Annotated in this window: 24 protein-coding genes and 1 pseudogene; 17 read left to right on the top strand and 8 right to left on the bottom strand. The window is 37.1% G+C overall.

Annotated features, from left to right (window positions below; genetic code table 11):
• The first annotated feature begins 57 nt into the window (after window positions 1-57).
• Complete coding sequence (gene pheA / locus AAG068_RS22260) at window positions 58-909, top strand: prephenate dehydratase (protein WP_342715842.1); 852 nt, start codon at window positions 58-60, stop codon at window positions 907-909.
• A gap of 179 nt (window positions 910-1088) precedes the next feature.
• Here the strand turns inward: pheA and AAG068_RS22255 are convergent, their stop codons facing one another.
• The 4 genes from AAG068_RS22255 to AAG068_RS22240 all read right to left on the bottom strand — a co-directional run bounded on the left by AAG068_RS22255 (window position 1089) and on the right by AAG068_RS22240 (window position 4120).
• Window positions 1089-1559, bottom strand: coding sequence for a hypothetical protein (locus AAG068_RS22255; RefSeq protein WP_342715841.1), 471 nt, complete (start codon window positions 1557-1559; stop codon window positions 1089-1091).
• A 149-nt stretch (window positions 1560-1708) separates the two neighbouring features.
• On the bottom strand, window positions 1709-2356 hold the full coding sequence (locus AAG068_RS22250; RefSeq protein ID WP_342715840.1) for an MOSC domain-containing protein: 648 nt from the start codon (window positions 2354-2356) through the stop codon (window positions 1709-1711).
• Window positions 2357-2435: 79 nt separating this feature from the next.
• Window positions 2436-2978, bottom strand: a complete 543-nt coding sequence (locus tag AAG068_RS22245) for a transcription repressor NadR (RefSeq protein WP_078417860.1) — start codon at window positions 2976-2978, stop codon at window positions 2436-2438.
• Window positions 2978-4120, bottom strand: coding sequence for an IscS subfamily cysteine desulfurase (locus AAG068_RS22240; protein WP_342715839.1), 1143 nt, complete (start codon window positions 4118-4120; stop codon window positions 2978-2980). The genes AAG068_RS22245 and AAG068_RS22240 overlap by 1 nt, the downstream gene beginning before the upstream one ends.
• 152 nt (window positions 4121-4272) lie before the next feature.
• Between AAG068_RS22240 and nadB the strand changes: the two genes are divergently transcribed.
• From nadB to AAG068_RS22215, 5 genes and pseudogenes are all read left to right on the top strand, one after another.
• On the top strand, window positions 4273-5802 hold the full coding sequence (nadB, locus tag AAG068_RS22235; protein ID WP_342715838.1) for an L-aspartate oxidase: 1530 nt from the start codon (window positions 4273-4275) through the stop codon (window positions 5800-5802).
• Between the two features lie 19 nt (window positions 5803-5821).
• The gene (gene nadC, locus AAG068_RS22230) at window positions 5822-6655 is read left to right on the top strand and encodes a carboxylating nicotinate-nucleotide diphosphorylase (RefSeq protein ID WP_342715837.1); all 834 of its coding nucleotides are present in this window, start codon (window positions 5822-5824) and stop codon (window positions 6653-6655) included.
• Window positions 6656-6685: 30 nt separating this feature from the next.
• Window positions 6686-7792 (top strand): quinolinate synthase NadA, encoded by a 1107-nt coding sequence (gene nadA / locus AAG068_RS22225; protein ID WP_342715836.1) that lies wholly within the window; start codon window positions 6686-6688, stop codon window positions 7790-7792.
• A gap of 225 nt (window positions 7793-8017) precedes the next feature.
• Window positions 8018-8174, top strand: a pseudogene (gene safA / locus AAG068_RS29990) (SafA/ExsA family spore coat assembly protein); the annotation flags it as partial.
• A 2044-nt stretch (window positions 8175-10218) separates the two neighbouring features.
• Window positions 10219-10866, top strand: coding sequence for a YhcN/YlaJ family sporulation lipoprotein (locus AAG068_RS22215; protein ID WP_048531401.1), 648 nt, complete (start codon window positions 10219-10221; stop codon window positions 10864-10866).
• A 33-nt stretch (window positions 10867-10899) separates the two neighbouring features.
• Here the strand turns inward: AAG068_RS22215 and AAG068_RS22210 are convergent, their stop codons facing one another.
• Window positions 10900-11334: a branched-chain amino acid ABC transporter substrate-binding protein gene (locus AAG068_RS22210; protein ID WP_342715834.1), complete on the bottom strand. Its 435-nt coding sequence runs from the start codon at window positions 11332-11334 to the stop codon at window positions 10900-10902.
• 445 nt (window positions 11335-11779) lie between these two features.
• Between AAG068_RS22210 and AAG068_RS22205 the strand changes: the two genes are divergently transcribed.
• The 3 genes from AAG068_RS22205 (at window position 11780) to AAG068_RS22195 (ending at window position 13748) form a co-directional block, all read left to right on the top strand.
• Window positions 11780-12100, top strand: a complete 321-nt coding sequence (locus AAG068_RS22205; protein ID WP_000426920.1) for an ArsR/SmtB family transcription factor — start codon at window positions 11780-11782, stop codon at window positions 12098-12100.
• Between the two features lie 67 nt (window positions 12101-12167).
• On the top strand, window positions 12168-13097 hold the full coding sequence (locus AAG068_RS22200) for a DMT family transporter (RefSeq protein ID WP_342715833.1): 930 nt from the start codon (window positions 12168-12170) through the stop codon (window positions 13095-13097).
• A 120-nt stretch (window positions 13098-13217) separates the two neighbouring features.
• Window positions 13218-13748 (top strand): BofC C-terminal domain-containing protein, encoded by a 531-nt coding sequence (locus AAG068_RS22195; protein WP_342715832.1) that lies wholly within the window; start codon window positions 13218-13220, stop codon window positions 13746-13748.
• Between the two features lie 10 nt (window positions 13749-13758).
• Here the strand turns inward: AAG068_RS22195 and AAG068_RS22190 are convergent, their stop codons facing one another.
• Entirely contained in the window at window positions 13759-14703 is a 945-nt protein-coding gene (locus tag AAG068_RS22190; RefSeq protein ID WP_342715831.1) for an iron-hydroxamate ABC transporter substrate-binding protein, read from the bottom strand.
• Between the two features lie 188 nt (window positions 14704-14891).
• Here AAG068_RS22190 and ruvA point away from each other — a divergent pair, with 188 nt between their 5' ends.
• Genes ruvA through yajC form a run of 6 tightly spaced genes read left to right on the top strand, consistent with a single transcriptional unit; the run spans window position 14892 to window position 19225 of the window.
• Window positions 14892-15509, top strand: coding sequence for a Holliday junction DNA helicase RuvA (gene ruvA / locus AAG068_RS22185; RefSeq protein WP_000464508.1), 618 nt, complete (start codon window positions 14892-14894; stop codon window positions 15507-15509).
• Window positions 15510-15514: 5 nt separating this feature from the next.
• Window positions 15515-16516 (top strand): Holliday junction branch migration DNA helicase RuvB, encoded by a 1002-nt coding sequence (ruvB, locus tag AAG068_RS22180; protein WP_048557571.1) that lies wholly within the window; start codon window positions 15515-15517, stop codon window positions 16514-16516.
• Window positions 16513-16713, top strand: coding sequence for a DUF2905 domain-containing protein (locus AAG068_RS22175; protein ID WP_342715830.1), 201 nt, complete (start codon window positions 16513-16515; stop codon window positions 16711-16713). The genes ruvB and AAG068_RS22175 overlap by 4 nt, the downstream gene beginning before the upstream one ends.
• 19 nt (window positions 16714-16732) lie before the next feature.
• Window positions 16733-17785: a tRNA preQ1(34) S-adenosylmethionine ribosyltransferase-isomerase QueA gene (gene queA, locus AAG068_RS22170; RefSeq protein ID WP_342715829.1), complete on the top strand. Its 1053-nt coding sequence runs from the start codon at window positions 16733-16735 to the stop codon at window positions 17783-17785.
• 12 nt (window positions 17786-17797) lie between these two features.
• Window positions 17798-18937 carry a tRNA guanosine(34) transglycosylase Tgt gene (tgt, locus tag AAG068_RS22165; protein WP_000125362.1) on the top strand — a complete coding sequence of 380 codons (1140 nt, stop codon included), beginning with the start codon at window positions 17798-17800 and terminating at the stop codon, window positions 18935-18937.
• 27 nt (window positions 18938-18964) lie between these two features.
• A complete protein-coding gene (gene yajC, locus AAG068_RS22160; RefSeq protein ID WP_048531388.1) occupies window positions 18965-19225 on the top strand; it encodes a preprotein translocase subunit YajC in 261 nt (86 codons plus the stop codon).
• Between the two features lie 36 nt (window positions 19226-19261).
• On the opposite strand, the gene AAG068_RS22155 is transcribed toward yajC, so the two are convergent.
• Window positions 19262-19645 carry a TIGR04086 family membrane protein gene (locus tag AAG068_RS22155; RefSeq protein WP_342715827.1) on the bottom strand — a complete coding sequence of 128 codons (384 nt, stop codon included), beginning with the start codon at window positions 19643-19645 and terminating at the stop codon, window positions 19262-19264.
• 103 nt (window positions 19646-19748) lie between these two features.
• Between AAG068_RS22155 and AAG068_RS22150 the strand changes: the two genes are divergently transcribed.
• Window positions 19749-20396: a DUF421 domain-containing protein gene (locus tag AAG068_RS22150; protein WP_342715826.1), complete on the top strand. Its 648-nt coding sequence runs from the start codon at window positions 19749-19751 to the stop codon at window positions 20394-20396.
• A 29-nt stretch (window positions 20397-20425) separates the two neighbouring features.
• Here the strand turns inward: AAG068_RS22150 and spoVB are convergent, their stop codons facing one another.
• Window positions 20426-21985 (bottom strand): stage V sporulation protein B, encoded by a 1560-nt coding sequence (gene spoVB / locus AAG068_RS22145; protein ID WP_342715825.1) that lies wholly within the window; start codon window positions 21983-21985, stop codon window positions 20426-20428.
• Window positions 21986-22157: 172 nt separating this feature from the next.
• Between spoVB and AAG068_RS22140 the strand changes: the two genes are divergently transcribed.
• Window positions 22158-22442: a post-transcriptional regulator gene (locus AAG068_RS22140; RefSeq protein WP_029440002.1), complete on the top strand. Its 285-nt coding sequence runs from the start codon at window positions 22158-22160 to the stop codon at window positions 22440-22442.
• Window positions 22443-22507: the final 65 nt, after the last annotated feature.

Raw genomic sequence — 22507 nt, 5'->3', positions numbered from 1 at the left:
AAGAATATAAAAAATTATGGTATAACAGTAAGAAAACGAAAAAGAGGGGAAAAGACGATGATTCGAGTAGGATATTTAGGACCAGAAGCAACATTTACAAATATGGCGGTGAGTCGTTTTTTTCCGGAAGCAGAGCATGTACCGTATCGAACGATTCCGGATTGTATGGATGCAGCTGCAAATGGAAATGTAGATTATGCAGTGGTACCACTAGAAAATGCCATAGAAGGCTCAGTGAATATAACAGTTGATTACCTAGTACATGAGCAGCCGCTTTCTATTGTAGGAGAAATTACAGTACCCATTCAGCAGCACCTACTTGTACATCCGCAGTATGCAGAAGTGTGGGAAGAAGTATATGCAGTGCATTCTCATCCACACGCTATTGCGCAATGTCATAAATTTTTAAATGAAGAGTTAAAAGGGGTAACTGTCCGAGATATGACATCAACAAGTGCAGCTGCGCAATATGTGAAAGAACACCATGAAGAAAAAATTGCTGCCATTGCAAATGAAGCAGCTGCAGAAAAATATGGATTAACAATCGTAAGACGTAGCATTCATACGCATAAAAATAATCATACACGCTTCCTCGTGCTCCATAAGAAAAAGAAAGCCATACTCCCAAATAACGGAGAAAACCGAGGGGAGAAAACGACGCTTATGATAACGTTACCCGCTGATTATGCAGGAGCGCTATATCAAGTGTTATCAGCTTTTGCATGGAGAAAATTAAACTTATCAAAAATCGAATCGCGTCCGATGAAAACAGGTCTTGGAAATTACTTTTTCTTGATCGATGTCGATAAAGCATATGATGATGTATTATTGCCAGGTGTAACCATGGAGCTTGAAGCACTCGGCTTTTCTGTGACTGTGCTTGGGAGTTATTCTTCTTATTGGTTGTAAGAGGGGAGCTGTTGTTAAACTTGTTTGAAATGAAAAGCTGTTTATCGGTTTGAGGCAGAGTAAGCTATCGATTCTATTGAAGTAGGTGATGTAATTAAGCTAGCAAAATAAAGAAGCCGTCCTAAAAGAGATTTTAGGACGGCTTTCTGTTAGGAATAGGTAACTCTTTTGTCGTGTTTTTAGTACGCATCATTACAACTATTATAATAATAGGATTCATCATTGTTTGAATTACTGCAGCAAATACAATTCGTTTGTTGTATGAATAGATTAAGGGTAGATGGAGCTACAGTATCTGAGAAAGTAATACTCTCAACATCTTCTACTAAAAATGTTTTAATATCTCCTGGTGTTAAGGTAAATGTAAGTGGAGAGCGATGGTTTAATCTTGCAATTGTTAATCGAATCGTTGTTGCAAATGCAGGACTGAAACTAAATTTAATAAGTGTCTTATTATGATTTTTAGTGAAGTTTTCAAATACAGTTCGAGGAATTCCAGTTGTTATATCAAGATCTTGAGGGGTATCTTCCGTACCGAAAATAGTATAGTTCTGTATAAAACAGTTATTTGAATCTGAATTTGAAGAATTACATGGACGATCATTTTTCTTATAATATTTTTTTCCATTTTTTAAGAAGTAATCTGCCATAACTAATCACTCCCTTCATATATAAGGGTTAAAGGTTGTCCATATATAATATGAAATATATTTTTATATGTTTGGACGTAAAGGAAGAGAAAATAAAAAGAGTCCATCTGGTATGATGGACTCAATACTGTTTTACCTGGTGGGATTCTTTATTTTAACTTCACAAGACGCTCTTCTAACTGACCACGCCAAACATCGGCTAGTTCTGGAACAGCAAGAATCTTTTCAATGCTATATTTATCTTTTCTATTATGAAAATAAATTTCGTTAGAGAACAAAACAGAAACATTGCTCGGTTGACGTTCTAGTAATGTAATTTTTGAATCTTTACGTACAGTACCTTCTTGAAGAACGCGGCATAGGTAGCCAGTAAATCCGGTTGCTACAATGCGCGGCAGTATGCCAGGAATACCGAGACGTTTTGAAATAGTGCTACAAGGTACTCTTGCTTGTGTGACCTGAATGATTGCTTCACCTAGTTGATATGTATCTCCAATGCAAACATCACGCTCTAACATATTTGTTACGGTAATGTTTTCGCCAAATGCGGAAGCTGGAAGCGTAGTTTGAAATTCTTCTTCCCATAGTGCGTAATGCTCGTGTGGGTACACACAAACTGCGCGATCAGGTCCACCGTGGTGTTTTAAATCTGCTACATCATCATCAAGGAAGCCATCTTTTGATAGGAAAGCTTCTTCGGTAAGTTCTTTACATATACCGGTAATCATTTCTTTATCTTCGCTATATTTCATTTGTTTCGGTTTGCCAATGCTAAAGTGAACGAGTTTAATTCCCATAGTTGATCCCCTTTACAATTGATTACAATAGTATATCACTAAAAAAGCACAGAGAATGATAAAAACTCTGTGCTTTACATTAATAAACGAGAAATCCTGCTTTATCTAGTGCCTCGCAAGCTGCATCTAACTTTTCTTTTGAATCTGCCTCAATTGTATGTAAGTGAATACCATCCGTTAGTTGCGAAAGATAGGAAGCATTTGTGTTTTCGATTTTTTGTAAATATTGCTCTACATCAAAGCGATTGCTTACCATGATGGATGCTGTTAAGTCACCGTATACAGGATGCTCAACCTTTACATCTTTAATCGTGATGCCGTGGTCAACAAGCATTGTAAGTTCTTGACGTACTTCTGCTGGCTTATGTTGGCATACAATTACGCGTTCGAAAGCTTGCTGTTTCTCTTGTGGTTTTAAATATAAATAGCCTTGAGCAGTTGCAATAATTGGTTCGTTTCGTGCTTTAAGTAAGGAAATATCTTGCACGATAACTTGCCTACTTACGTTTGTCTTCTTCGATAGTTCATTCCCAGATAACGGCTCATTTGCAGCGAGAAGCCACTGAAGGATAAGCTGTCGTCTTTCTTCACCTAAAATCTTTTTTTGGTCATTTTGTTTCATTATGATTTAACACCTCTATAAAATTGATTTCCAATTGTGTGTAGTGCATGAATAGTAGTATCAATTTGATCTTTCGTTGTTTGTTGCCCGAAAGAGAAGCGGACATATTGTTTTGCCTCTTCATACGTTTTTCCAATTGCAAGCATTGTTTTCGAAGGTTCTTGTTTACCGACTTGGCAAGCACTTCCGGTAGAAATGGCAATACCGCGGCGATTACATTCTAGCATTGTATATTGACCTTCTAGTCCTTTTATTGTAACCCCAATAATATGTGGTAAACAAGAAGTAGAATGACCTTCTACTTCAATTTCTAGAGGAAGTGCTTGTAATCGCTCTAAAAAGTAGGATCGTAACTCTTTAAAACGTAAGCTTTCTTCCTGTTGATTTTTTAATATATTCTCAGCAGCTGTTAAAAAAGATGCGATGCCAGGAACGTTTACTGTACCTGGACGAAATCCTTTTTCATGAGAAGTCCCCGGAAATATTTGTGTCCAGCGAACTTGCGGATTTATATAGCAAGCGCCAACCCCCTTCGGTCCATATATTTTATGTGCTGAAACAGAAAGACTATCAATCCCCATCTCAAAAACATTGATAGGAAGTTTACCAAATGTTTGCACACAATCTGAATGAAATAAAACGTTATATTTTTTTAAAAGTGCCCCAATCTCTGCGATGTTTTGAACGGTTCCAATTTCAGAGTTTCCGTGCTGTATACTTGCCAGAACAGTATTCTCTGTAATAGCTGTTTCTAAATCATCTAAATGAATTAGTCCATCTGTATCAACAGGAATTTCAGTAATTGTATACCCTTGTGATTGTAAGGATTGAAAATAACTTCGAATGGATGCATGTTCCATAGGTGTCGTAATAATATGCTTCTTATTTCGGGCATTTAGAAGAGATTGAATCGCAAGATAGTTAGATTCTGAGCCGCTGCTTGTGAAGAATACCCCTTGTTCTTTTCCACCAATCATGTCAGCGAATGTTTTTCTGCAAACTTGTAATAAAGAAGAGGCTGTTCCTCCAATGTCATGTAAACTTTGCTCATTTCCGAAGTATTGCGATGCTGCTTTCATATATGTTTGTAATGCTTCCACGCTCATAGGTGTAGTAGCTGCATAGTCAAGATATATCATCATGTAAGTTCCTCTCTCTAGTAAGAGTTACATTTCTTTTATTTTTTAAATGGTAGTGAAAATAAGAATTATAAAAAAACTCTTGTCATTATTTTAAAACTATGTAAATATAGGTGTCAAGACAGTTGAAAAGTGTAAAGTAGGAGGCAACAATTATGCCAAGTGCAGATGTCTTAATTATTGGAAGTGGCGTTGCGGCACTTCGTGTTGCGAAAGAGATTTGTCACGAAAAGAATGTGATTATTATCACAAAGGAAACGAACCGTAATAATAATACATATTTAGCGCAAGGTGGAATTGCCGCAGCGGTTGCTACATATGACAATCCAAATGATCATTTTGAAGATACGTTAGTAGCAGGGTGTCATTATAACAATGAAGATGTGGTCCGTTATTTAGTCGAGGAAGGACCGAAAGAAATGAATCATCTCATTGAAAATGGAATGAAATTTGATGGAGATGAAACGGGTCCTCATCTTGGAAAAGAAGGTGCACATCGAAAGCGTCGTATTTTACATGCAGGCGGCGATGCAACAGGGAAGAATTTATTAGAGCATTTCATTCAAGAAGTAGCTCCGCACGTTACGGTAGTGGAACAGGAAATGGTGCTCGATTTTATTATAGAAAATGATAAATGTGCTGGAGTTTTAACGCGAAATAGTGACGGCAAGCTGAAGCGTTACGTTGCAGATTATACAGTGTTAGCAACAGGTGGAATTGGAGGTTTATACGCCTTTACTTCAAACGATACGACAATTACGGGTGATGGACTTGCAATGGTATACCGTGCAGGCGGAGAGCTCGTAGATTTAGAGTTTGTACAATTTCATCCAACAATGTTATACGCGGGCGGGCGATGCTGTGGCCTCGTTTCTGAAGCTGTCCGTGGTGAAGGAGCTGTCCTTATAAATGGAAAAGGGCAGCGTTTTATGATGGATATACACCATGATCACGATCTCGCGCCGCGTGATGTAGTGGCAAGAGCGATTCATGAACAGCTTTTGGCGGGTGAAAAAGTGTATTTGAATATCGAGTCTATCCAAAATTTTGAAGAGCGTTTTCCAACTGTATCAGCATTGTGTAAAAAGAATGGTGTTGATATAACTCAAAAACGCATTCCGGTCGTACCTGGTGCTCATTTTCATATGGGCGGCGTGAAAACGAACTGTGATGGGGAGACGCCCATTCCAAATTTATATGCGGTCGGTGAAGTAGCCTGTAACGGTGTTCATGGAGCAAATAGATTAGCAAGTAATTCGTTATTAGAAGGTCTTGTGTTTGGAAAAAGAATAGGACAGCATCTTTTAACGAAAGCGGCAAAAGACAGATTGAACAACTTTGCTGAGAAGGAAAGGAAGTTTATCGTTTTGAATCATTTGCCGGCGAAAGAAGAAATACAAGAATGCATGATGAAATATGTTGGGATTGTGCGAACGGAGCAAAGTTTATCTTATGCAAAGAGATGGTTTAGTAAGTACGGTGTTCGAAATATGATATTGCAACATGATGCTCTTACAAATGAAGAGATAACGATTATTAATATGTTAACAGTCTGTGAGCTTATCGTCGTATCAGCTTTGCAAAGAGAAGAAAGCATTGGTGGCCATTATCGAAGTGATTATCCACATAGAAATAGCGTAAAAAAAGAAATCGTTCGAGTGAAAAGAAAACTACAACTTGTGTAATGAGAGGAAGAGGGGCTTTATGAATACGATAAAGGTTAAAGAAGCATTAAATCGATTTTTTCTAGAAGATATAGGAGAAAGAGATGTAACATCTCAGCTTATTTTTCCAGACAATTTACTTTCAAAAGGAACGTTTCTTGCGAAGGATACAGGGGTCTTTGCGGGACGTTTAGTCATTGAAGAAGGGTTTAAATTTATTGATGAGAGAATTGAAGTTGAGCTTCATAAAAAAGATGGAGATTTTGTAGAAAAAGGCGAAATAATTGCAACTGTCCAAGGACCAATTGCATCGTTATTAACGGCAGAGCGCGTTATATTAAACGTTATCCAGCGTATGAGCGGGATAGCTACAATGACATACGAGGCTGTTCGTGCCTTAGGTAGTAGCCATACACGTATTTGTGATACGCGAAAAACGATGCCAGGGCTACGTATGTTTGATAAGTATGCAGTCGTGTGCGGAGGCGGATTTAATCACCGTTTCGGTTTATATGATGGTGTCATGATTAAAGATAATCATATTGCTTTTGCTGGTTCTATTACGAAAGCTGTTACATCGGTGAAAGAAAAGTTAGGACATATGGTGAAAGTAGAAGTGGAAACAGAAACAGAAGAGCAAGTAAAAGAAGCTGTAGCTGCTGGTGCAGATATTATTATGTTTGATAACCGTACGCCAGAAGAGATTCGGGAGTTTTCCAAGATTGTACCAAGTGCTATCGTTACGGAAGCATCAGGAGGTATTACGATTGAAGATTTATCGAAATACGGAAAAACAGGGGTAGATTATATTTCACTTGGAGCGTTAACACATTCAGTGAAAGCATTTGATATTAGTTTTAACATAGAGGCGTAAGGAAAGTGGCTTAGAGGGGGAGAAAGGGATATGAGTATTTTAGAAAAAGTGCAACCGATTGAAACGATGTTACCAGAGCATTATTACACGATGACAACAGAAGATATGGAAAAGCGTGTTCGTGAGATTAAAGAAAAAATGGGGAAAACACTATTTATTCCAGGCCATCATTATCAAAAAGATGAAGTGGTACAATTTTCTGATGCAGCAGGAGATTCACTTCAGCTTGCGCAAGTTGCAGCGAGTAATAAAGAAGCAAAATATATTGTATTTTGCGGTGTACACTTTATGGCAGAAACAGCAGATATGTTAACGACAGATGATCAAATCGTTATTCTGCCAGATATGCGTGCAGGTTGTTCGATGGCAGATATGGCAGATATCGAACAAACAGAAAGAGCGTGGAAAGAGCTCACAAAATTATTTGGAGATACGATGATTCCGTTAACGTATGTTAACTCTACAGCTGCAATTAAAGCGTTTTGCGGTCGAAATGGCGGAGCGACAGTAACTTCCTCTAATGCAAAACAAATGGTATCTTGGGCGTTTACACAAAAAGAGCGCCTTGTCTTTTTACCGGACCAACATTTAGGAAGAAATACAGCGTACGATTTAGGTATCCCGTTAGATAAAATGGCAGTATGGGACCCGCATACAGATTCATTAGAGTACGATGGAGATATAGAAGAAATTCAAGTGATTTTATGGAAAGGACATTGTTCTGTTCATCAAAACTTTACAGTGAAAAACATTGAGAACGTACGGAAAAATCATCCGGACATGAACATTATTGTACATCCAGAATGTTGCTACGAAGTTGTAGCTGCTTCGGATTATGCAGGTTCAACGAAATATATTATTGATATGATTGAAGCGGCTCCATCTGGAAGTAAATGGGCGATTGGTACAGAAATGAATTTAGTGAACCGAATTATTCAACAACATCCAGATAAAGAAATTGTTTCACTTAATCCATTTATGTGTCCGTGTTTAACGATGAACCGAATTGATTTGCCGCACTTATTATGGGCACTTGAAATGATAGAAAGAGGAGAAGTAATTAACGTTATTAGCGTAGATAAACAAGTGACTGAAGAGGCAGTTCTTGCATTAAATCGTATGTTAGAGCGTGTGTAAAGCAGCGGATTCCCGTTGCTTTTTTTCGTACATATAATCATAACGAGAACAAAATGGGCATACATTGTTTTGAAGAAATCATTGCGATTATCTTATACTTATTCCGCTTCTAATGATATTGAAAATCGAAGAAGTGATACAAGTGAAAAGAAGTTAACGTTATTTAGAAAGGGTTACTTCATGAGATTTGTTACTTATAGATAAGTTATACAGGAGGGGGAAAATTTGAAAATTCATATCGTGCAAAAAGGGGATACCCTTTGGAAAATTGCGAAAAAGTACGGAGTGGATTTTGATACGTTGAAAAAAACAAATACACAACTTAGTAATCCAGATTTAATTATGCCAGGTATGAAAATTAAAGTGCCATCAAACAGCGTTCATGTAAAACAGCAGGCTGGAGCAGGCTCAGCACCTCCAAAACAATACGTAAAAGAAGTGCAACAAAAAGAATTTGCAGCAACGCCAACGCCGCTTGGAATAGAAGATGAGGAAGAGGTTACGTATCAATCAGCACCAATTACACAGCAGCCAGCTATGCAACAAACACAAAAAGAAGTGCAAATAAAACCGCAGAAAGAGATGCAAGTAAAGCCACAAAAAGAAGTACAGGTAAAACCACAGAAGGAAATGCAAGTGACACCGCAAAAGGAAATACAGGTAAAGCCACAAAAAGAAGTGCAAAAAGAAGTGCAAAAAGAAGTGCAAAAAGAAAAACCAATTCAAATAGAAAAACCAGTTGAGAAACCGTCTGTTATTCAAAAACCACCTGTTATAGAAAAACAAAAACCAGCGGAGAAAGAAAACACAAAATTCTCGGTAAATGTATTACCACAGCCGCCGCAACCACCAATAAAAGCGAAAAAAGAATATAAAATTTCAGATGTAATTAAAAAAGGAAGCGAGTTAATTGCTCCTCAAATTAATAAGATGAAACCTAATAACGTCATTTCTCCGCAAACGAAAAAAAATAACATCGTATCACCGCAAGTAAAGAAAGAAAATGTAGGGAATATCGTATCACCGCAAGTAAAGAAAGAAAATGTAGGGAATATCGTATCACCGCAAGTAAAGAAAGAAAATGTAGGGAATATCGTATCACCGCAAGTAAAGAAAGAAAATGTAGGGAATATCGTATCACCGCAAGTAAAGAAAGAAAATGTAGGGAATATCGTATCACCGCAAGTGAAAAAAGAAAATGTAGGAAACATCGTATCACCACAAGTGAAGAAAGAAAATGTAGGGAATATAGTGTCACCACAAGTAAAGAAAGAAAATGTAGGGAATATAGTGTCACCGCAAGTGAAGAAAGAAAATGTAGGAAATATAGTGTCACCAAATGTATCAAAAGAAAATGTAGTGATTCCGCAAGTAATACCGCCAAATATTCAAGTGCCGAACATGATGCCGATTATGGATAATAACCAACCACCGAATATCATGCCAATCATGGATAATAACCAACCACCGAACATGATGCCGATTATGGATAATAACCAACCACCGAATATCATGCCAATCATGGATAATAACCAACCACCGAATATCATGCCGATTATGGATAATAACCAACCACCGAATATCATGCCGATTATGGATAATAACCAACCACCGAATATCATGCCAATCATGGATAATAACCAACCACCGAATATCATGCCAATCATGGATAATAACCAACCACCGAATATCATGCCAATCATGGATAATAACCAACCACCGAATATCATGCCGATTATGGATAACAATCAAATACCAAACATGATGCCGATCATGGATAACAATCAAATGCCAAACATGATGCCGATCATGGATAACAATCAAATGCCAAACATGATGCCGATTATGGATAATAATCAACCACCGAATATGATGCCATATCAAATGCCATACCAACAACCTATGATGCCGCCGAATCCGTATTATCAACAACCAAATCCATATCAGATGCCGTATCAGCAAGGTGCGCCATTTGGACCGCAGTACACGTCTATGCCAAATCCAAATATGATGCCAATGGATAATAATATGCCACCGCTCGTGCAAGGAGAGGAAGATTGTGGGTGTGGGGGAGAGAGTAGGCTATACAGTCCACAACCTGGAGGGCCGCAATACGCGAATCCTTTATATTATCAACCAACTCAATCGGCATATGCACCACAGCCAGGAACGATGTATTACCAACCAGATCCACCAAATGTATTTGGGGAGCCAGTTTCAGAAGAAGAGGATGAAGAAGAAGTTTAAAAAAAGGTGGGATTATTCCACCTTTTTTGTATGTAGAGTCGTTCTGAAACAGGAAGATTTACATCGGATGTTAGAAAATTCCCAGTGAAATATTAACAGTGTAAAAACCTTCTCTGTTACTCATCATAAGAGGGAGCTTTTCAGAAGAGAAGCTCATTCTAACAGAGGGGGTTTTTGTATTGAATACGAAAGTAAAAGTGATTGCTGCTTCTTTGTTAGTTACCAGTGCATTAGCTGCATGTGGTACACCAAAAGATAACAATGCAATGGATGGACGTAACTACAATTACGAGCGTACATCTTATAATGATACACACCAATATCGTGATAATGTAACGCGTAACGATCGTTATACAGATTATGTAACATATAGAAATGGTCGTAACGGTACAGGATATAACAATTATTACCGCGATGTAAATTACAATGGTCAAATTGCTAATCCGCATCCAACACGTAATATTACAATGAACAATTCATACATTAACAATGATGGTAAAACAGCAGAAAAAATAACAAATCGAGTGAAACGTATGAATAACGTAGACCGTGTGTCTACAGTTGTATATGGAAATGATGTAGCGATTGCAGTAAAACCACGTAATCCAGTATCGAATGAAACAGCGCTTGCAAATGAAGTTCGTCAAGCCGTTGCAAATGAAGTTGGAAACAGAAACGTATATGTTTCTGTAAGAAATGACATGTTTACTCGTGTCGATGCAATGAGTACACGACTACGTAACGGTACAGTTACAAACGATTTCAATCGTGACATAACAAATATGTTCCGAGACATCCGTTACGGTTTAACTGGTACTATGCGATAGCAAAACAAAAGAGGAAGGGGGAGCCCTTCCTCTTTATTCATCGTCATCTTGTAAACGACGTTTTTTAATGAAATAACTAACGGAATAAGAAACTAGAAAGCAAATGAAGAGAATACCACCTGTTAAAATAGCCTCAAACAGGGGTCTTTCTGGACTGAAAATGATATAAATAATAGTCATAACGATTCCTACAATAAGAGAGCGTAAAACAATTTTGTAATAAGGAGTTAACTTTATCTCCTTTTCGTTTTCTTCTACATCAATTGAAACGCTTAACTGTAAATAACTAAGTACGATACTCGTAAGAATAAATAATAGCCATAATGGAGATTTCGTAATTTGATCTATTCCTTCAGTGAATCCAATATAGCCTAAAATTCCAATTATACCAAGTGACTGAAAAAGGAAGGCAATACGTACGTTTTTTAATGTTTGCAGAATGAGACGTTCATCCTTTATTTTTTTCACAATAGCCATCTCCTGTTTATTATGATTTCGCTGTTATATTGATTGTAACATATATATTGCATTTATCAATTTATAATTTACATATAATTCATTTGGATGAAAGAGGAAATAAAATATTTTTTATAAACATGTTGCACTTATACTTTATTAATGTTATATTAGCAAAGCGATGAGCTAATTTACGTAAGACGAGAGATATGCTTAAGTGCTAAACACGCGAATGTGGTCGCCTGGTCTCTCGCCGTAAACGCATCAAGACGCCTGCTTTGCAGGCGTCTTTCATTTTATATGAATGTAATGGGAAGAATGGAGGAATCCAATCTTCCTTTTTTTATTGGAGTAAAAGTCGGAAAATAAAGTTATTTACAAGTGTATATGAAAGAGTTACTATTTAATGGTAATATATTACATGTTTTTATATATAAAAGGTTGGGATGAATAGGATATGGAGAATTTTGAATGTAGAAATACAGAAGTTGTATTAGAGAAATTTCAGGTCGTAACACCTATATTTCAGGCGTTAGGAGATGAAAATCGTCAGCAAATTATTATGCTGTTATTAGAAAACAAACAGATGAATGTAACGCAAATAACAGATAAAATGGGGATTTCTAGACCAGCTGTTTCGCATCATTTGAAAATTTTAAGACAAGCAGAACTAATTGTAGCGGATCGACATGGAAAAGAAATTTTTTATTCTATAATAGCCGGAGAATTTTTAAAACAGGTGAAGGATTTACTTCAAGCAATAGAATCAAATTATTAATTTTTTTTAACTAACAAGTAAACGAGTTTAAACTTTTAAACTTATTTACTTGAAAGGGGTAATAAAAATGAAAAAAATAAATCGTATGTATATCATTATGTTACTTGTTCCTTTATTTTGGGGTGGGTCTTTTGCAACAGCAGAGCATGTTATTACTGAAATTCCACCGATTACTGCGGCAACAATTCGTTTTGGTTTAGCGGGTTGTATTCTAATAGGCATAGTGTTTATGAAATCTGAGTGGAATACAAGTTTGTTATTAAAGAATTGGAAAGGACTGTTATTCGTATCGTTAACAGGTATTTTTGGCTACAATGTTTTTTTCTTTATGGGTCTTAACTATACTTCCACTCTGAATGGCTCGCTTATTATTGCTACAATGCCCGTTTTTGTAACATTGGGAGCGATATTGTTTTTTAAAGAGTCTTGGAGTATAAAAGTCGGAATAAGTTTAACTTTGTCTCTTGTCGGTGTAATAGTTGTTATTACGGGTGGTTCAATGAATATACTTATGTCTTTGTCGTTTAATAAGGGAGATCTTTTATTTATAGCTGCTTTAACCTGTGGGGTGTTATATAGCTTAACAGGAAAAAAAGTTATGAGTGGTGTCTCCTCTTTGTTAACTACAATGAGTATGACGGTATTGGGTACTGTGTTTTTAGCAGGCCTTTCTCTATATGAAGATGGATGGGGAAAGGTTGTGACGCTCTCTTTACAGGGATGGATAGAAATGTTGTATATGGTCGTATGCGGGACGTTAGTTGGATATATCGTGTTTAATAAAGGGGTAGAAGAACTAGGTGCAAGCAAAGCGAGTATGTATTTAAATTTAACTCCTATTGTGGCTACTGGTATATCAGTTGTATTGTATGGAGCAGCTGTTACGTGGCGACAAATAGTTGGGATGATAATCGTATTAATTGGGGTTTATATAGCGACGGTACAATCAAATAAAGATATAAAAAAGTTTTCACGTAATCAATACGTTTCGAAATAGGTAGAAATCATTGCACTCTATAAGTCTTAATGAGAGTAATCTATGAATTAGGGATAAAACCCCCATTTCCGGAAAAACTACTAATGAAAGTTTGATCTTGCCTAAAAGAGGTGAACGGAAATGAGATGGATACTGATTGCGATGCAAGCTTTCGTTATGATGTTTTGTTTCTTTTATGAAACGAATGTGAAGGCGGAAGGGCCAGTACCAAAAATAACAGAAAAAGAGCCGGAAGTTACAATTTTATTAGAGCGTATGTATGTTGATGGAGAAGTAAGTGAGGAAATCTTTACAGAAAAAGTGGCGGATTTAGAAAAGTTTTTACAGCAGTATAAAGAATGGCAGCTCGTTGATCGTGATGATGTACAAATCGTACTACAAAAGAAAGTTGATGATATTTCTCCGTTATTAAAGACGAGTGGTTATTTTGGTGTGTCAGAGGAAGGGATATTACAAATTTTTAAAGGTGTACCGAAAAGTGATAATGCGATTCATTCCTTCTTCCAAATTGATATGAAAAAGCTTGAGAGTTATGAGCGCGCGAAATTGAAGCGTGGTATTCGAATTAAATCAAAAGAAGGTTTTGTGAAGACGATTGAAAAAATGAAACAATATGCAGTGCAAAATAAGAAAAAAAGCAGCTCATGGTGAGCTGCTTTTTTTACTTGTTTTTATCTAAAATTTGTTTTGCGATTTCATCGATTAGCATATCTTTTCCGATTGGATTGAAAGCTTTCGTATTGAAGATTTCGTTTGATACTTCATATACATGATTGTTTTTCACAGCTTTATTGTCTTTCCAGACGGCACTGTTTTTGTAGTCTTCGTAAACTTTATCAGCTTCGCCGCCAAAGTTTACTATAAACATTTGATCAGGTTGGAATGCAACAAGACCTTCTAGCGATACTTGCGCCATCGTTTGTTTTAAATCTGTGCCTTTTGTTGCTGGAAGTTTTAAGTCGTTAAAGATGATGTCACCGTATCCGAAGCTACCGTATACGCGGAAGTTTTGTGGTGTAACTGCGACGAACATAAAGTTCTCATCTTTTGTTTTTTCTTTAATTTTTTTAGATAGAGAGTCTGCTTTTTTATCATAATCTGCAATCCATTTGTCTGCTTTCTTTTCTTCGTCAAATAGTTTACCTACTTCTTTAAACTTACCGCGCCAGTCTTCTAAGTTTGTTTCTAAAACAACTGTCGGTGCAACCTTTTCTAATTGGTCATAAATCTTCAATTGACGATTATTTAAAATAATTAAGTCTGGTTTTAAAGCAGTAACAGCTTCTAAATCAACTTTAGGTGCCCAGTACCAACCCACTGCTTTTACGCCATCTAATTTCTCTGTTAAATGATTTTGGATTTTATCTTTATATGTATTTGCTGTACCAACAGGTTTGTGTCCAAGAAGTAATAATTCTTCTGTTGATCCAGATAAGTCAACAATTCTCTTTGGATTTACTGGAATTGTCGCTTCCCCTTTAGCGTGTTTTACAACTTTTGTTTTCGGTTGTTCTTTTGTTTTTGCTTCTTCTTTTTGAGAAGAACAGCCAACGATAGAAAGAACAACTAGCATAATAGTAAATAAAATAAATAGCTTCTGTTTCATCCTGATGTAACCCCTTTAATTAGTATTGATAATCATTATCGACCTCTGTATATTAAGGTGCTTTATGCTTTCTGTCAATGGAAAATAACAGAAGTTTCAAATAGAGAACATTTGTTGGGGTAGTCTCGCTTTTCTATCATTAAATATGTTAAAATGGAATACATGATTTAAGAGGGAGAGATCGTATTTTGTTTGAATATGTTACAGGTTACGTGGAGTATGTAGGGCCGGAATATGTCGTAATTGATCATAATGGAATTGGTTATCAAATTTTCACACCGAATCCGTATGTATTTCAAAGAAGTAAGCAAGAAATCCGTGTCTATACATATCATTATGTGAGAGAAGATATTATGGCACTTTACGGGTTTAAAACACGTGAAGAGCGTTTATTATTTACAAAGTTGTTAGGTGTGTCTGGCATTGGACCAAAAGGCGCTCTTGCGATATTAGCTTCTGGTCAAACAGGCCAGGTCGTTCAAGCAATTGAACATGAAGACGAGAAGTTTTTAGTGAAGTTCCCGGGAGTCGGAAAGAAAACAGCGCGCCAAATGATTTTAGATTTAAAAGGAAAACTAGCAGACGTTGTACCAGATGCATTTGTTGATTTATTCTCAGACGAAGAACGTTTTGATGAGAAGAAAGGTTCATCAGCTGAGCTTGATGAGGCGCTGGAAGCTCTGCGCGCACTTGGATACGCAGAACGAGAAGTTTCTCGCGTTGTACCAGAGCTATTAAAAGAATCATTAACGACGGATCAGTATATTAAAAAGGCACTTAGTCTTTTACTAAATGGTAAGAGGTGAGTATAATGGACGAACGTCTCCTTTCAGGGGAATCTGCATATGAAGATGCGGATTTAGAGTATTCATTACGGCCACAGACGCTCCGTCAGTATATTGGCCAAGATAAAGCGAAACATAATTTAGAAGTGTTTATTGAAGCAGCGAAAATGCGTGAAGAAACGTTAGATCACGTGCTTCTATATGGACCGCCAGGACTGGGTAAAACGACGCTTGCGAATATTATTGCCAATGAAATGGGCGTAAATGTTAGAACAACTTCAGGTCCAGCAATTGAAAGACCAGGAGATTTAGCGGCCGTATTAACATCGCTTCAGCCAGGGGATGTATTATTTATTGATGAGATTCATCGTTTGCATAGATCAATTGAAGAAGTACTATATCCTGCGATGGAAGATTTTTGCCTTGATATTGTAATTGGAAAAGGCCCGTCAGCACGGTCTGTACGTTTAGATTTACCTCCATTTACATTAGTTGGAGCAACAACACGTGCGGGAGCATTATCAGCGCCGCTACGTGATCGTTTCGGGGTACTTTCAAGATTAGAGTATTACACAGTAGATCAGCTTTCTGCGATTGTTGAACGTACAGCAGAAGTGTTTGAAGTTGAAATTGATTCGTTAGCTGCACTAGAAATTGCAAGACGTGCTCGTGGTACGCCTCGTATTGCGAATCGTTTATTACGACGTGTACGAGATTTTGCACAAGTTCGTGGTAACGGAACAGTTACAATGGAAATTACACAAATGGCGTTAGAACTACTGCAAGTAGATAAATTAGGTCTAGATCACATCGATCATAAATTATTGCTTGGTATTATTGAGAAATTCCGTGGGGGCCCAGTTGGGCTAGAAACGGTTTCCGCAACGATTGGAGAAGAATCTCATACGATTGAAGATGTGTATGAGCCGTATTTATTACAAATAGGCTTTTTACAACGAACGCCAAGAGGCCGAATTGTAACGCCACTTGCATATGAGCATTTCGGAATGGAGATGCCAAAAATATGACGGAGATGCCAAAATTGCTTATTACAGCAGGTATCTTACTCATCGTTGTTGGATTAGCTTGGAAGTTCATTGGAAGGCTTCCAGGCGATATTTTTGTGAAAAAAGGAAACGTTACCTTTTATTTTCCTATCATTACATGTATTGTGTTAAGTATTATATTATCTTTTATTATGTATATAATAAATCGATTCAAATAAGAAATAGGTGGATATAGTTATGGATATTAATCTGTTTGATTTTCATTTACCAGAAGAACTTATTGCACAAGTCCCATTAGAAGAACGTGAAACATCAAGATTAATGGTGTTAGACCGTGAAACAGGCGATATTGAGCATAAACATTTTACTGACATTCTTTCTTACTTACATGAGGGGGATTGCTTAGTTTTAAATGAAACGAAAGTAATGCCAGCTCGTTTGCACGGTGTGAAAGAAGATACAGGCGCGCACATTGAAGTGCTTCTACTAAAACAAGAAGAAGGCGATAAGTGGGAAACGCTTGTTAAGCCAGCGAAACGTGTAAAAGAAGGAACTGTTATCTCTTTTGGCGAAGGGAAATTAAAAGCAACTTGTACAGGAACTGCAGATCAAGGTGGACGTCAGCTTGAATTTTCATATGACGGCATCTTCTATGAAATTTTAGATGAACTTGGAGAAATGCCACTTCCTCCATATATTAAAGAGACGCTAGAAGATCGCGATCGCTATCAAACAGTATATGCGAAAGAAATCGGTTCAGCAGCAGCGCCGACAGCAGGACTTCACTTTACAGAAGAGTTACTAGAGAAGTTAAAACAAAAAGGCGTCGAGTTAGCTTTCATTACACTTCACGTAGGGCTTGGAACATTTAGACCAGTTTCTGCCGATACGATTGAAGAACACCATATGCACGCAGAATATTACCATATGTCTGAAGAGACAGCAGCATTGTTAAATCGTGTGAAAGAGAGTGGTGGACGTATTATTACGGTAGGTACGACTTCAACTCGTACGTTAGAAACAATTGCGACAGATCATGAAGGCAAGCTTTGTGCTGCTTCTGGCTGGACAGACATTTTTATGTACCCAGGTTACGAATTTAAAGCAATTGATGGTTTAATTACAAACTTCCATTTACCGAAATCAACATTAATTATGCTTGTAAGTGCATTTGCAAACAGAGATAATGTACTTCATGCTTATAATGAAGCAGTAAAAGAAAAATATCGTTTCTTTAGCTTTGGTGATGCAATGTTCGTTGCGTCTCACGCTAAAATGGGAAACAAATAAAAGGAGTAAATTATGACAGCAATTCGTTATGAATTTATTAAAACTTGTAAACAAACGGGTGCGCGTTTAGGACGTGTACATACGCCGCACGGTTCATTTGATACACCAACATTTATGCCAGTTGGTACACTTGCAACAGTTAAGACAATGTCACCAGAAGAATTAAAAGCAATGGATTCTGGCATTATTTTAAGTAATACGTATCATTTATGGCTACGCCCAGGTCACGAAATTATTCGTGAAGCAGGCGGTTTGCATAAATTTATGAACTGGGATCGTGCAATCTTAACGGACTCTGGTGGTTTCCAAGTATTCAGTTTAAGTGACTTCCGTCGTATTGAAGAGGAAGGCGTTCACTTCCGTAATCACTTAAATGGAGATAAATTATTCTTATCACCAGAAAAAGCGATGGAAATTCAAAATGCATTAGGATCAGATATTATGATGGCATTTGATGAATGTCCTCCATTCCCAGCAACTTTTGAATATATGAAGAAGTCTGTAGAGCGTACAAGCCGCTGGGCAGAGCGTTGTTTAAAAGCGCATGAACGTCCACAAGATCAAGGTTTATTCGGTATTGTACAGGGCGGAGAGTTCGAAGAGCTTCGTCGCCAAAGTGCAAAAGACCTTGTTTCAATGGACTTCCCTGGTTACGCTGTAGGTGGTTTATCTGTAGGTGAGCCGAAAGATATTATGAACCGTGTACTTGAATTTACAACGCCGCTTCTTCCAGATAATAAGCCACGTTATTTAATGGGAGTAGGTTCTCCTGACTCGTTAATCGATGGTGCAATTCGTGGTATTGATATGTTTGACTGCGTACTTCCAACTCGTATCGCTCGAAATGGTACATGTATGACAAGTGAAGGCCGTCTAGTTGTAAAAAATGCGAAATTCGCAAGAGACTTCGGTCCGCTTGATCCGAATTGTGATTGCTATACATGTAAAAATTACTCTCGTGCGTACATTCGTCACTTAATGAAATGTGATGAAACGTTCGGAATTCGTTTAACGTCTTATCACAACCTGCATTTTCTGTTAAACTTAATGGAGCAGGTGAGACAAGCTATTCGTGAAGACCGTCTTGGCGATTTCCGCGAAGAGTTCTTTGAACAGTATGGCTTTAATAAACCGAATGCTAAAAACTTCTAATACATAATTTAAAAGGAGGAACAAAAGATGAATCCAGGTATGATGAATATCGTTATGATCGTTGCGATGTTTGCGATTTTCTATTTCTTATTAATTCGCCCGCAACAAAAACGTCAAAAAGCAGTTGCTCAAATGCAAAGTGAGTTAGCAAAAGGTGATGCTATCGTAACAATCGGTGGTTTACACGGTACAATCGAATCAGTAGATGATACGAAAATCGTTATTAAATCTGGTGGTTCACACTTAACTTTCGATCGCAATGCGATTCGTGAAGTTGTGAAAAACTAATGAGGAAGGCCCTGCATGAAATGTGCAGGGCCTTTTTTAGTTGTTTTGTTTGGACATATTTACACCGAAAATACCACCGAGTGTACTCGCACCCATTAAGGCTAATTGGTAAAGTAACTGTGAGTTCGATAAAGTTTGAGAGAAGCCTAAATAGTTAACTAGAAAAACAAGTGTGGTGAATGTAAGTCCTGTAGTGAAGCCTACTAGCCAACCTTTTCCTTGTGCTTTTTTACCAGCAGCAAATCCGGATATGAGCATAGATAAAAGAGCTAGTATAAAAATAGTAACAGCTAATGTGCCTTCATTCATATCTGTAAACTTTAATAAAAGAGCCATAATCATGCTAGTAACTGTTGCGAGAATTAATAGGGTAACGATACCGAAGCCGATTGCAGTTGATAATTTTTTCGTTCCATCCATTTATACATTCCCCCTTTTTAATACAAGCATATTTTCCTTTTGCCTAAGTTAGACTAGTTTCTTTTTTAAAGGGGAGCCTATATGTGAAAAAGGAGATGTAGAAATGGAATGGATATCGGTAATTGGCCGGACCACGCTTTTGTATATTATCATTTTAATTATCTTTCGCCTTATGGGTAAACGTGAGATAGGAGAATTAAGTGTATTAGATTTAGTCGTATTTATTATGCTTGGTGAAATGGCTGTAGTAGCAATTGAAAATACCGACAAATCACTTTGGCATCAATTAGTTCCGATGACCTTTCTTATGTGTATACAAATCATTTTGTCAGTCATTTCATTAAAGTTTCAACGATTTCGACATTTGATAGAAGGAGAACCAGCGATTATTATTAATGCTGGAAAAATTGATGAAAAAAAGATGAGAAACCAGCGATATAATATAGATGATTTAATGATGCAATTAAGGGAGCAGGGAGTCGGAGATATTAGGGATGTAGAATATGCTATTTTAGAACCATCTGGGAAGTTATCTGTTTTTCAAAAACAAAAAGGTAAACAGGATGCATTACAGTTTACTCTTCCGCTTATTATTGATGGAGAAATTCAATCTAGTCATTTACAAATGATTGAGCATACAGATGAATGGCTTATTGGGAAATTAAAAAACTTAGGTTATAACGATACAACAAAAATTTTATATTGCAGCTTTCAAAATGGAGAATTTTTTGTTGATTCGAAAGAAAGCTAGAGGCTTACTATACGACATAGTAAGCCCGTTCACTTCAAAAATGAAAGCTTTCGAATAATAGGAAGACGGCTTAACTCTTCTTTTCGAATGAGTTTGAAAATGAAGAGGAGCACAATATAAACGAGTGTGGTTAAAGTAATTTCCCATAATGTTTGTATGCCAAGTGAATGAGAGAAAATCATATACTTATGAAGGTAAAAACCGAAGGAGCCTGCAATACCGATGGCAAGTCCGCCGAAAATGTAGTCTTTTGCGTAAATGGTAAATGTAATTTTCTTTAAAACGGTAGCGTAATGAAGAAATGTTACTGTTACTATATTTGCTGCAATTGCAAGGGCAACCCCCATCATTTGAAACTCTGGCCTTGAAGCTAGTACAAAAATAACGATTAATTTCACGACTGCGCCAATAAATGTATTCATCATGGCCGCGCGTGCTAAGTTTAAAGCTTGTAAAACAGAGGTAAGTGGACTTTGGAAATAATGAAATAAAAAGCAAGGTGCAAGGAGCTGGATGAATGCTGTTGCACTGTCCGATCCATACATAAGAGTTAAAACAGGAGAAGCAAATACGTATAATATAACAACTGACCAGCCGCCAGTAATTAATGAGATGCGCAGAGCTTGTTGCAAGCGGTGTTCTACTAATTTATGTTGTCTTTTGGCCATTGCTTCACTAATAGATGGAACGAGTGCTGTAGAAAGAGCGTATGTAATAAAGGCTGGCAGTGATAAGAGCGGGAAGGCATAACCGTTTAATATACCGTATTGCTGAGTTGCGACGGAAGCGGCAACGCCGGCAATCGCTAAGCTTTGCATAACGACGATAGGTTCAAAAAAATAGGAAACGGAACCGATTAAGCGACTTCCTGTAGTTGGAAGTGCAATATCCATAAGAGAATAAAATGTCCGCTTGCTTTCCTTTACAGTAGTGAAAAATCCAGAGCGTATAGATAAATGTTTTTCGCGCTGGAATAAAGTGAGTAAAAATAATAATGATGCAACTTCACCGAGAACGGCTGATAACATAGCGCCAGCTGCTGCATATTCTACGCCATAAGGTAAAAATAATTGAATGCATATAGCGATAATTGTAATGCGGACAACTTGCTCTATAACTTGGGCGTAAGCGCTAGGTTTCATATTTTGCTTCCCTTGGAAATAACCGCGTAAAACAGAAGAAACAGCAATAACAGGAACGACAGGTAAAATGGCCATTAATGGATAGTACGTTCGTTCGTCAGTTAATAATGTTTTTGCTAAAATAGGTGTGAGGAGCATAATTCCAATTGTTAAAATGATACTAATAACAGATGTAACAGCTAATGATACTGTTAATATTTTTTTTACTCTTTGTTTATCGTTTACAGCTTCCGCTTCTGCTACAAATTTTGCGATTGCGACAGGAAGACCAATTTGTGTTAATGTAATTGCTAGAATAAATGTAGGGACAGCCATCATATAAAGGCCAACGCCTTCTTCTCCTAAAATACGTGCCATTACAATACGATTAATAAATCCTAGTATTTTGGTAATAAAGCCGGCAATCATTAAAATAAATGCGCCTTTTAAAAAGCTTTGTCTCGTCATGGTCTTCTCCTACCTTCTCAAAATCAGTGGAATGATTTACAATAATTTATATGCACGTACGAGACAAGAATGACAAGCATTTAAGAGAGTGCTCTTGAAAGTAGTTATTGCTGTCCATTAGAGCGGGATTAAAAGCGACTTTTCGTGCTGAAATAAGAAGGAGATGTTATGTATGTTAGATAGAGAGGCTTTGGTAGAATCATACCGCGGACAGTTACAAGTCGTTTTAGAAAGTAAAGTAGAAGAGTTTCACATGTTCGGTTATGACCGAGTAACAGATGATGACATTTGGAAGTTTCTTAAAGTGAAAAAGTGGAAGAAGATAGACAGCGATGTTAGATTGTATGAATTAGTTAATGACGTATTAACAGTAAGTGCTAATGAATATATGACTTATTTAACGGTTGAAGCATATCAAGCGCCACTTTGGTCATTTGATGAATATGAAAATAAATAACCGACTGCAATTGGTTTGTTCTTCCTTTTGCAGTATAATGATAGGTATTGATAAAGAGGAAATAA

This window comes from Bacillus paramycoides (genome assembly GCF_038971285.1).
Classification (GTDB): domain Bacteria; phylum Bacillota; class Bacilli; order Bacillales; family Bacillaceae_G; genus Bacillus_A.
Note: the sequence above shows the minus strand (reverse complement) of the source record. Positions and strands in the feature narration are given on the sequence as shown.

Excerpts from the sequence above, each read along its gene's own strand:
- pheA (WP_342715842.1), top strand. The coding sequence starts at position 58 with ATGATTCGAGTAGGATATTTAGGACCAGAAGCAACATTTACAAATATG.
- AAG068_RS22255 (WP_342715841.1), bottom strand. The coding sequence starts at position 1,559 with ATGGCAGATTACTTCTTAAAAAATGGAAAAAAATATTATAAGAAAAAT.
- AAG068_RS22250 (WP_342715840.1), bottom strand. The coding sequence starts at position 2,356 with ATGGGAATTAAACTCGTTCACTTTAGCATTGGCAAACCGAAACAAATG.
- AAG068_RS22245 (WP_078417860.1), bottom strand. The coding sequence starts at position 2,978 with ATGAAACAAAATGACCAAAAAAAGATTTTAGGTGAAGAAAGACGACAG.
- AAG068_RS22240 (WP_342715839.1), bottom strand. The coding sequence starts at position 4,120 with ATGATGATATATCTTGACTATGCAGCTACTACACCTATGAGCGTGGAA.
- nadB (WP_342715838.1), top strand. The coding sequence starts at position 4,273 with ATGCCAAGTGCAGATGTCTTAATTATTGGAAGTGGCGTTGCGGCACTT.
- nadC (WP_342715837.1), top strand. The coding sequence starts at position 5,822 with ATGAATACGATAAAGGTTAAAGAAGCATTAAATCGATTTTTTCTAGAA.
- nadA (WP_342715836.1), top strand. The coding sequence starts at position 6,686 with ATGAGTATTTTAGAAAAAGTGCAACCGATTGAAACGATGTTACCAGAG.
- AAG068_RS22205 (WP_000426920.1), top strand. The coding sequence starts at position 11,780 with ATGGAGAATTTTGAATGTAGAAATACAGAAGTTGTATTAGAGAAATTT.
- AAG068_RS22200 (WP_342715833.1), top strand. The coding sequence starts at position 12,168 with ATGAAAAAAATAAATCGTATGTATATCATTATGTTACTTGTTCCTTTA.
- AAG068_RS22195 (WP_342715832.1), top strand. The coding sequence starts at position 13,218 with ATGAGATGGATACTGATTGCGATGCAAGCTTTCGTTATGATGTTTTGT.
- AAG068_RS22190 (WP_342715831.1), bottom strand. The coding sequence starts at position 14,703 with ATGAAACAGAAGCTATTTATTTTATTTACTATTATGCTAGTTGTTCTT.
- ruvB (WP_048557571.1), top strand. The coding sequence starts at position 15,515 with ATGGACGAACGTCTCCTTTCAGGGGAATCTGCATATGAAGATGCGGAT.
- AAG068_RS22175 (WP_342715830.1), top strand. The coding sequence starts at position 16,513 with ATGACGGAGATGCCAAAATTGCTTATTACAGCAGGTATCTTACTCATC.
- queA (WP_342715829.1), top strand. The coding sequence starts at position 16,733 with ATGGATATTAATCTGTTTGATTTTCATTTACCAGAAGAACTTATTGCA.
- tgt (WP_000125362.1), top strand. The coding sequence starts at position 17,798 with ATGACAGCAATTCGTTATGAATTTATTAAAACTTGTAAACAAACGGGT.
- yajC (WP_048531388.1), top strand. The coding sequence starts at position 18,965 with ATGAATCCAGGTATGATGAATATCGTTATGATCGTTGCGATGTTTGCG.
- AAG068_RS22155 (WP_342715827.1), bottom strand. The coding sequence starts at position 19,645 with ATGGATGGAACGAAAAAATTATCAACTGCAATCGGCTTCGGTATCGTT.
- AAG068_RS22150 (WP_342715826.1), top strand. The coding sequence starts at position 19,749 with ATGGAATGGATATCGGTAATTGGCCGGACCACGCTTTTGTATATTATC.
- spoVB (WP_342715825.1), bottom strand. The coding sequence starts at position 21,985 with ATGACGAGACAAAGCTTTTTAAAAGGCGCATTTATTTTAATGATTGCC.
- AAG068_RS22140 (WP_029440002.1), top strand. The coding sequence starts at position 22,158 with ATGTTAGATAGAGAGGCTTTGGTAGAATCATACCGCGGACAGTTACAA.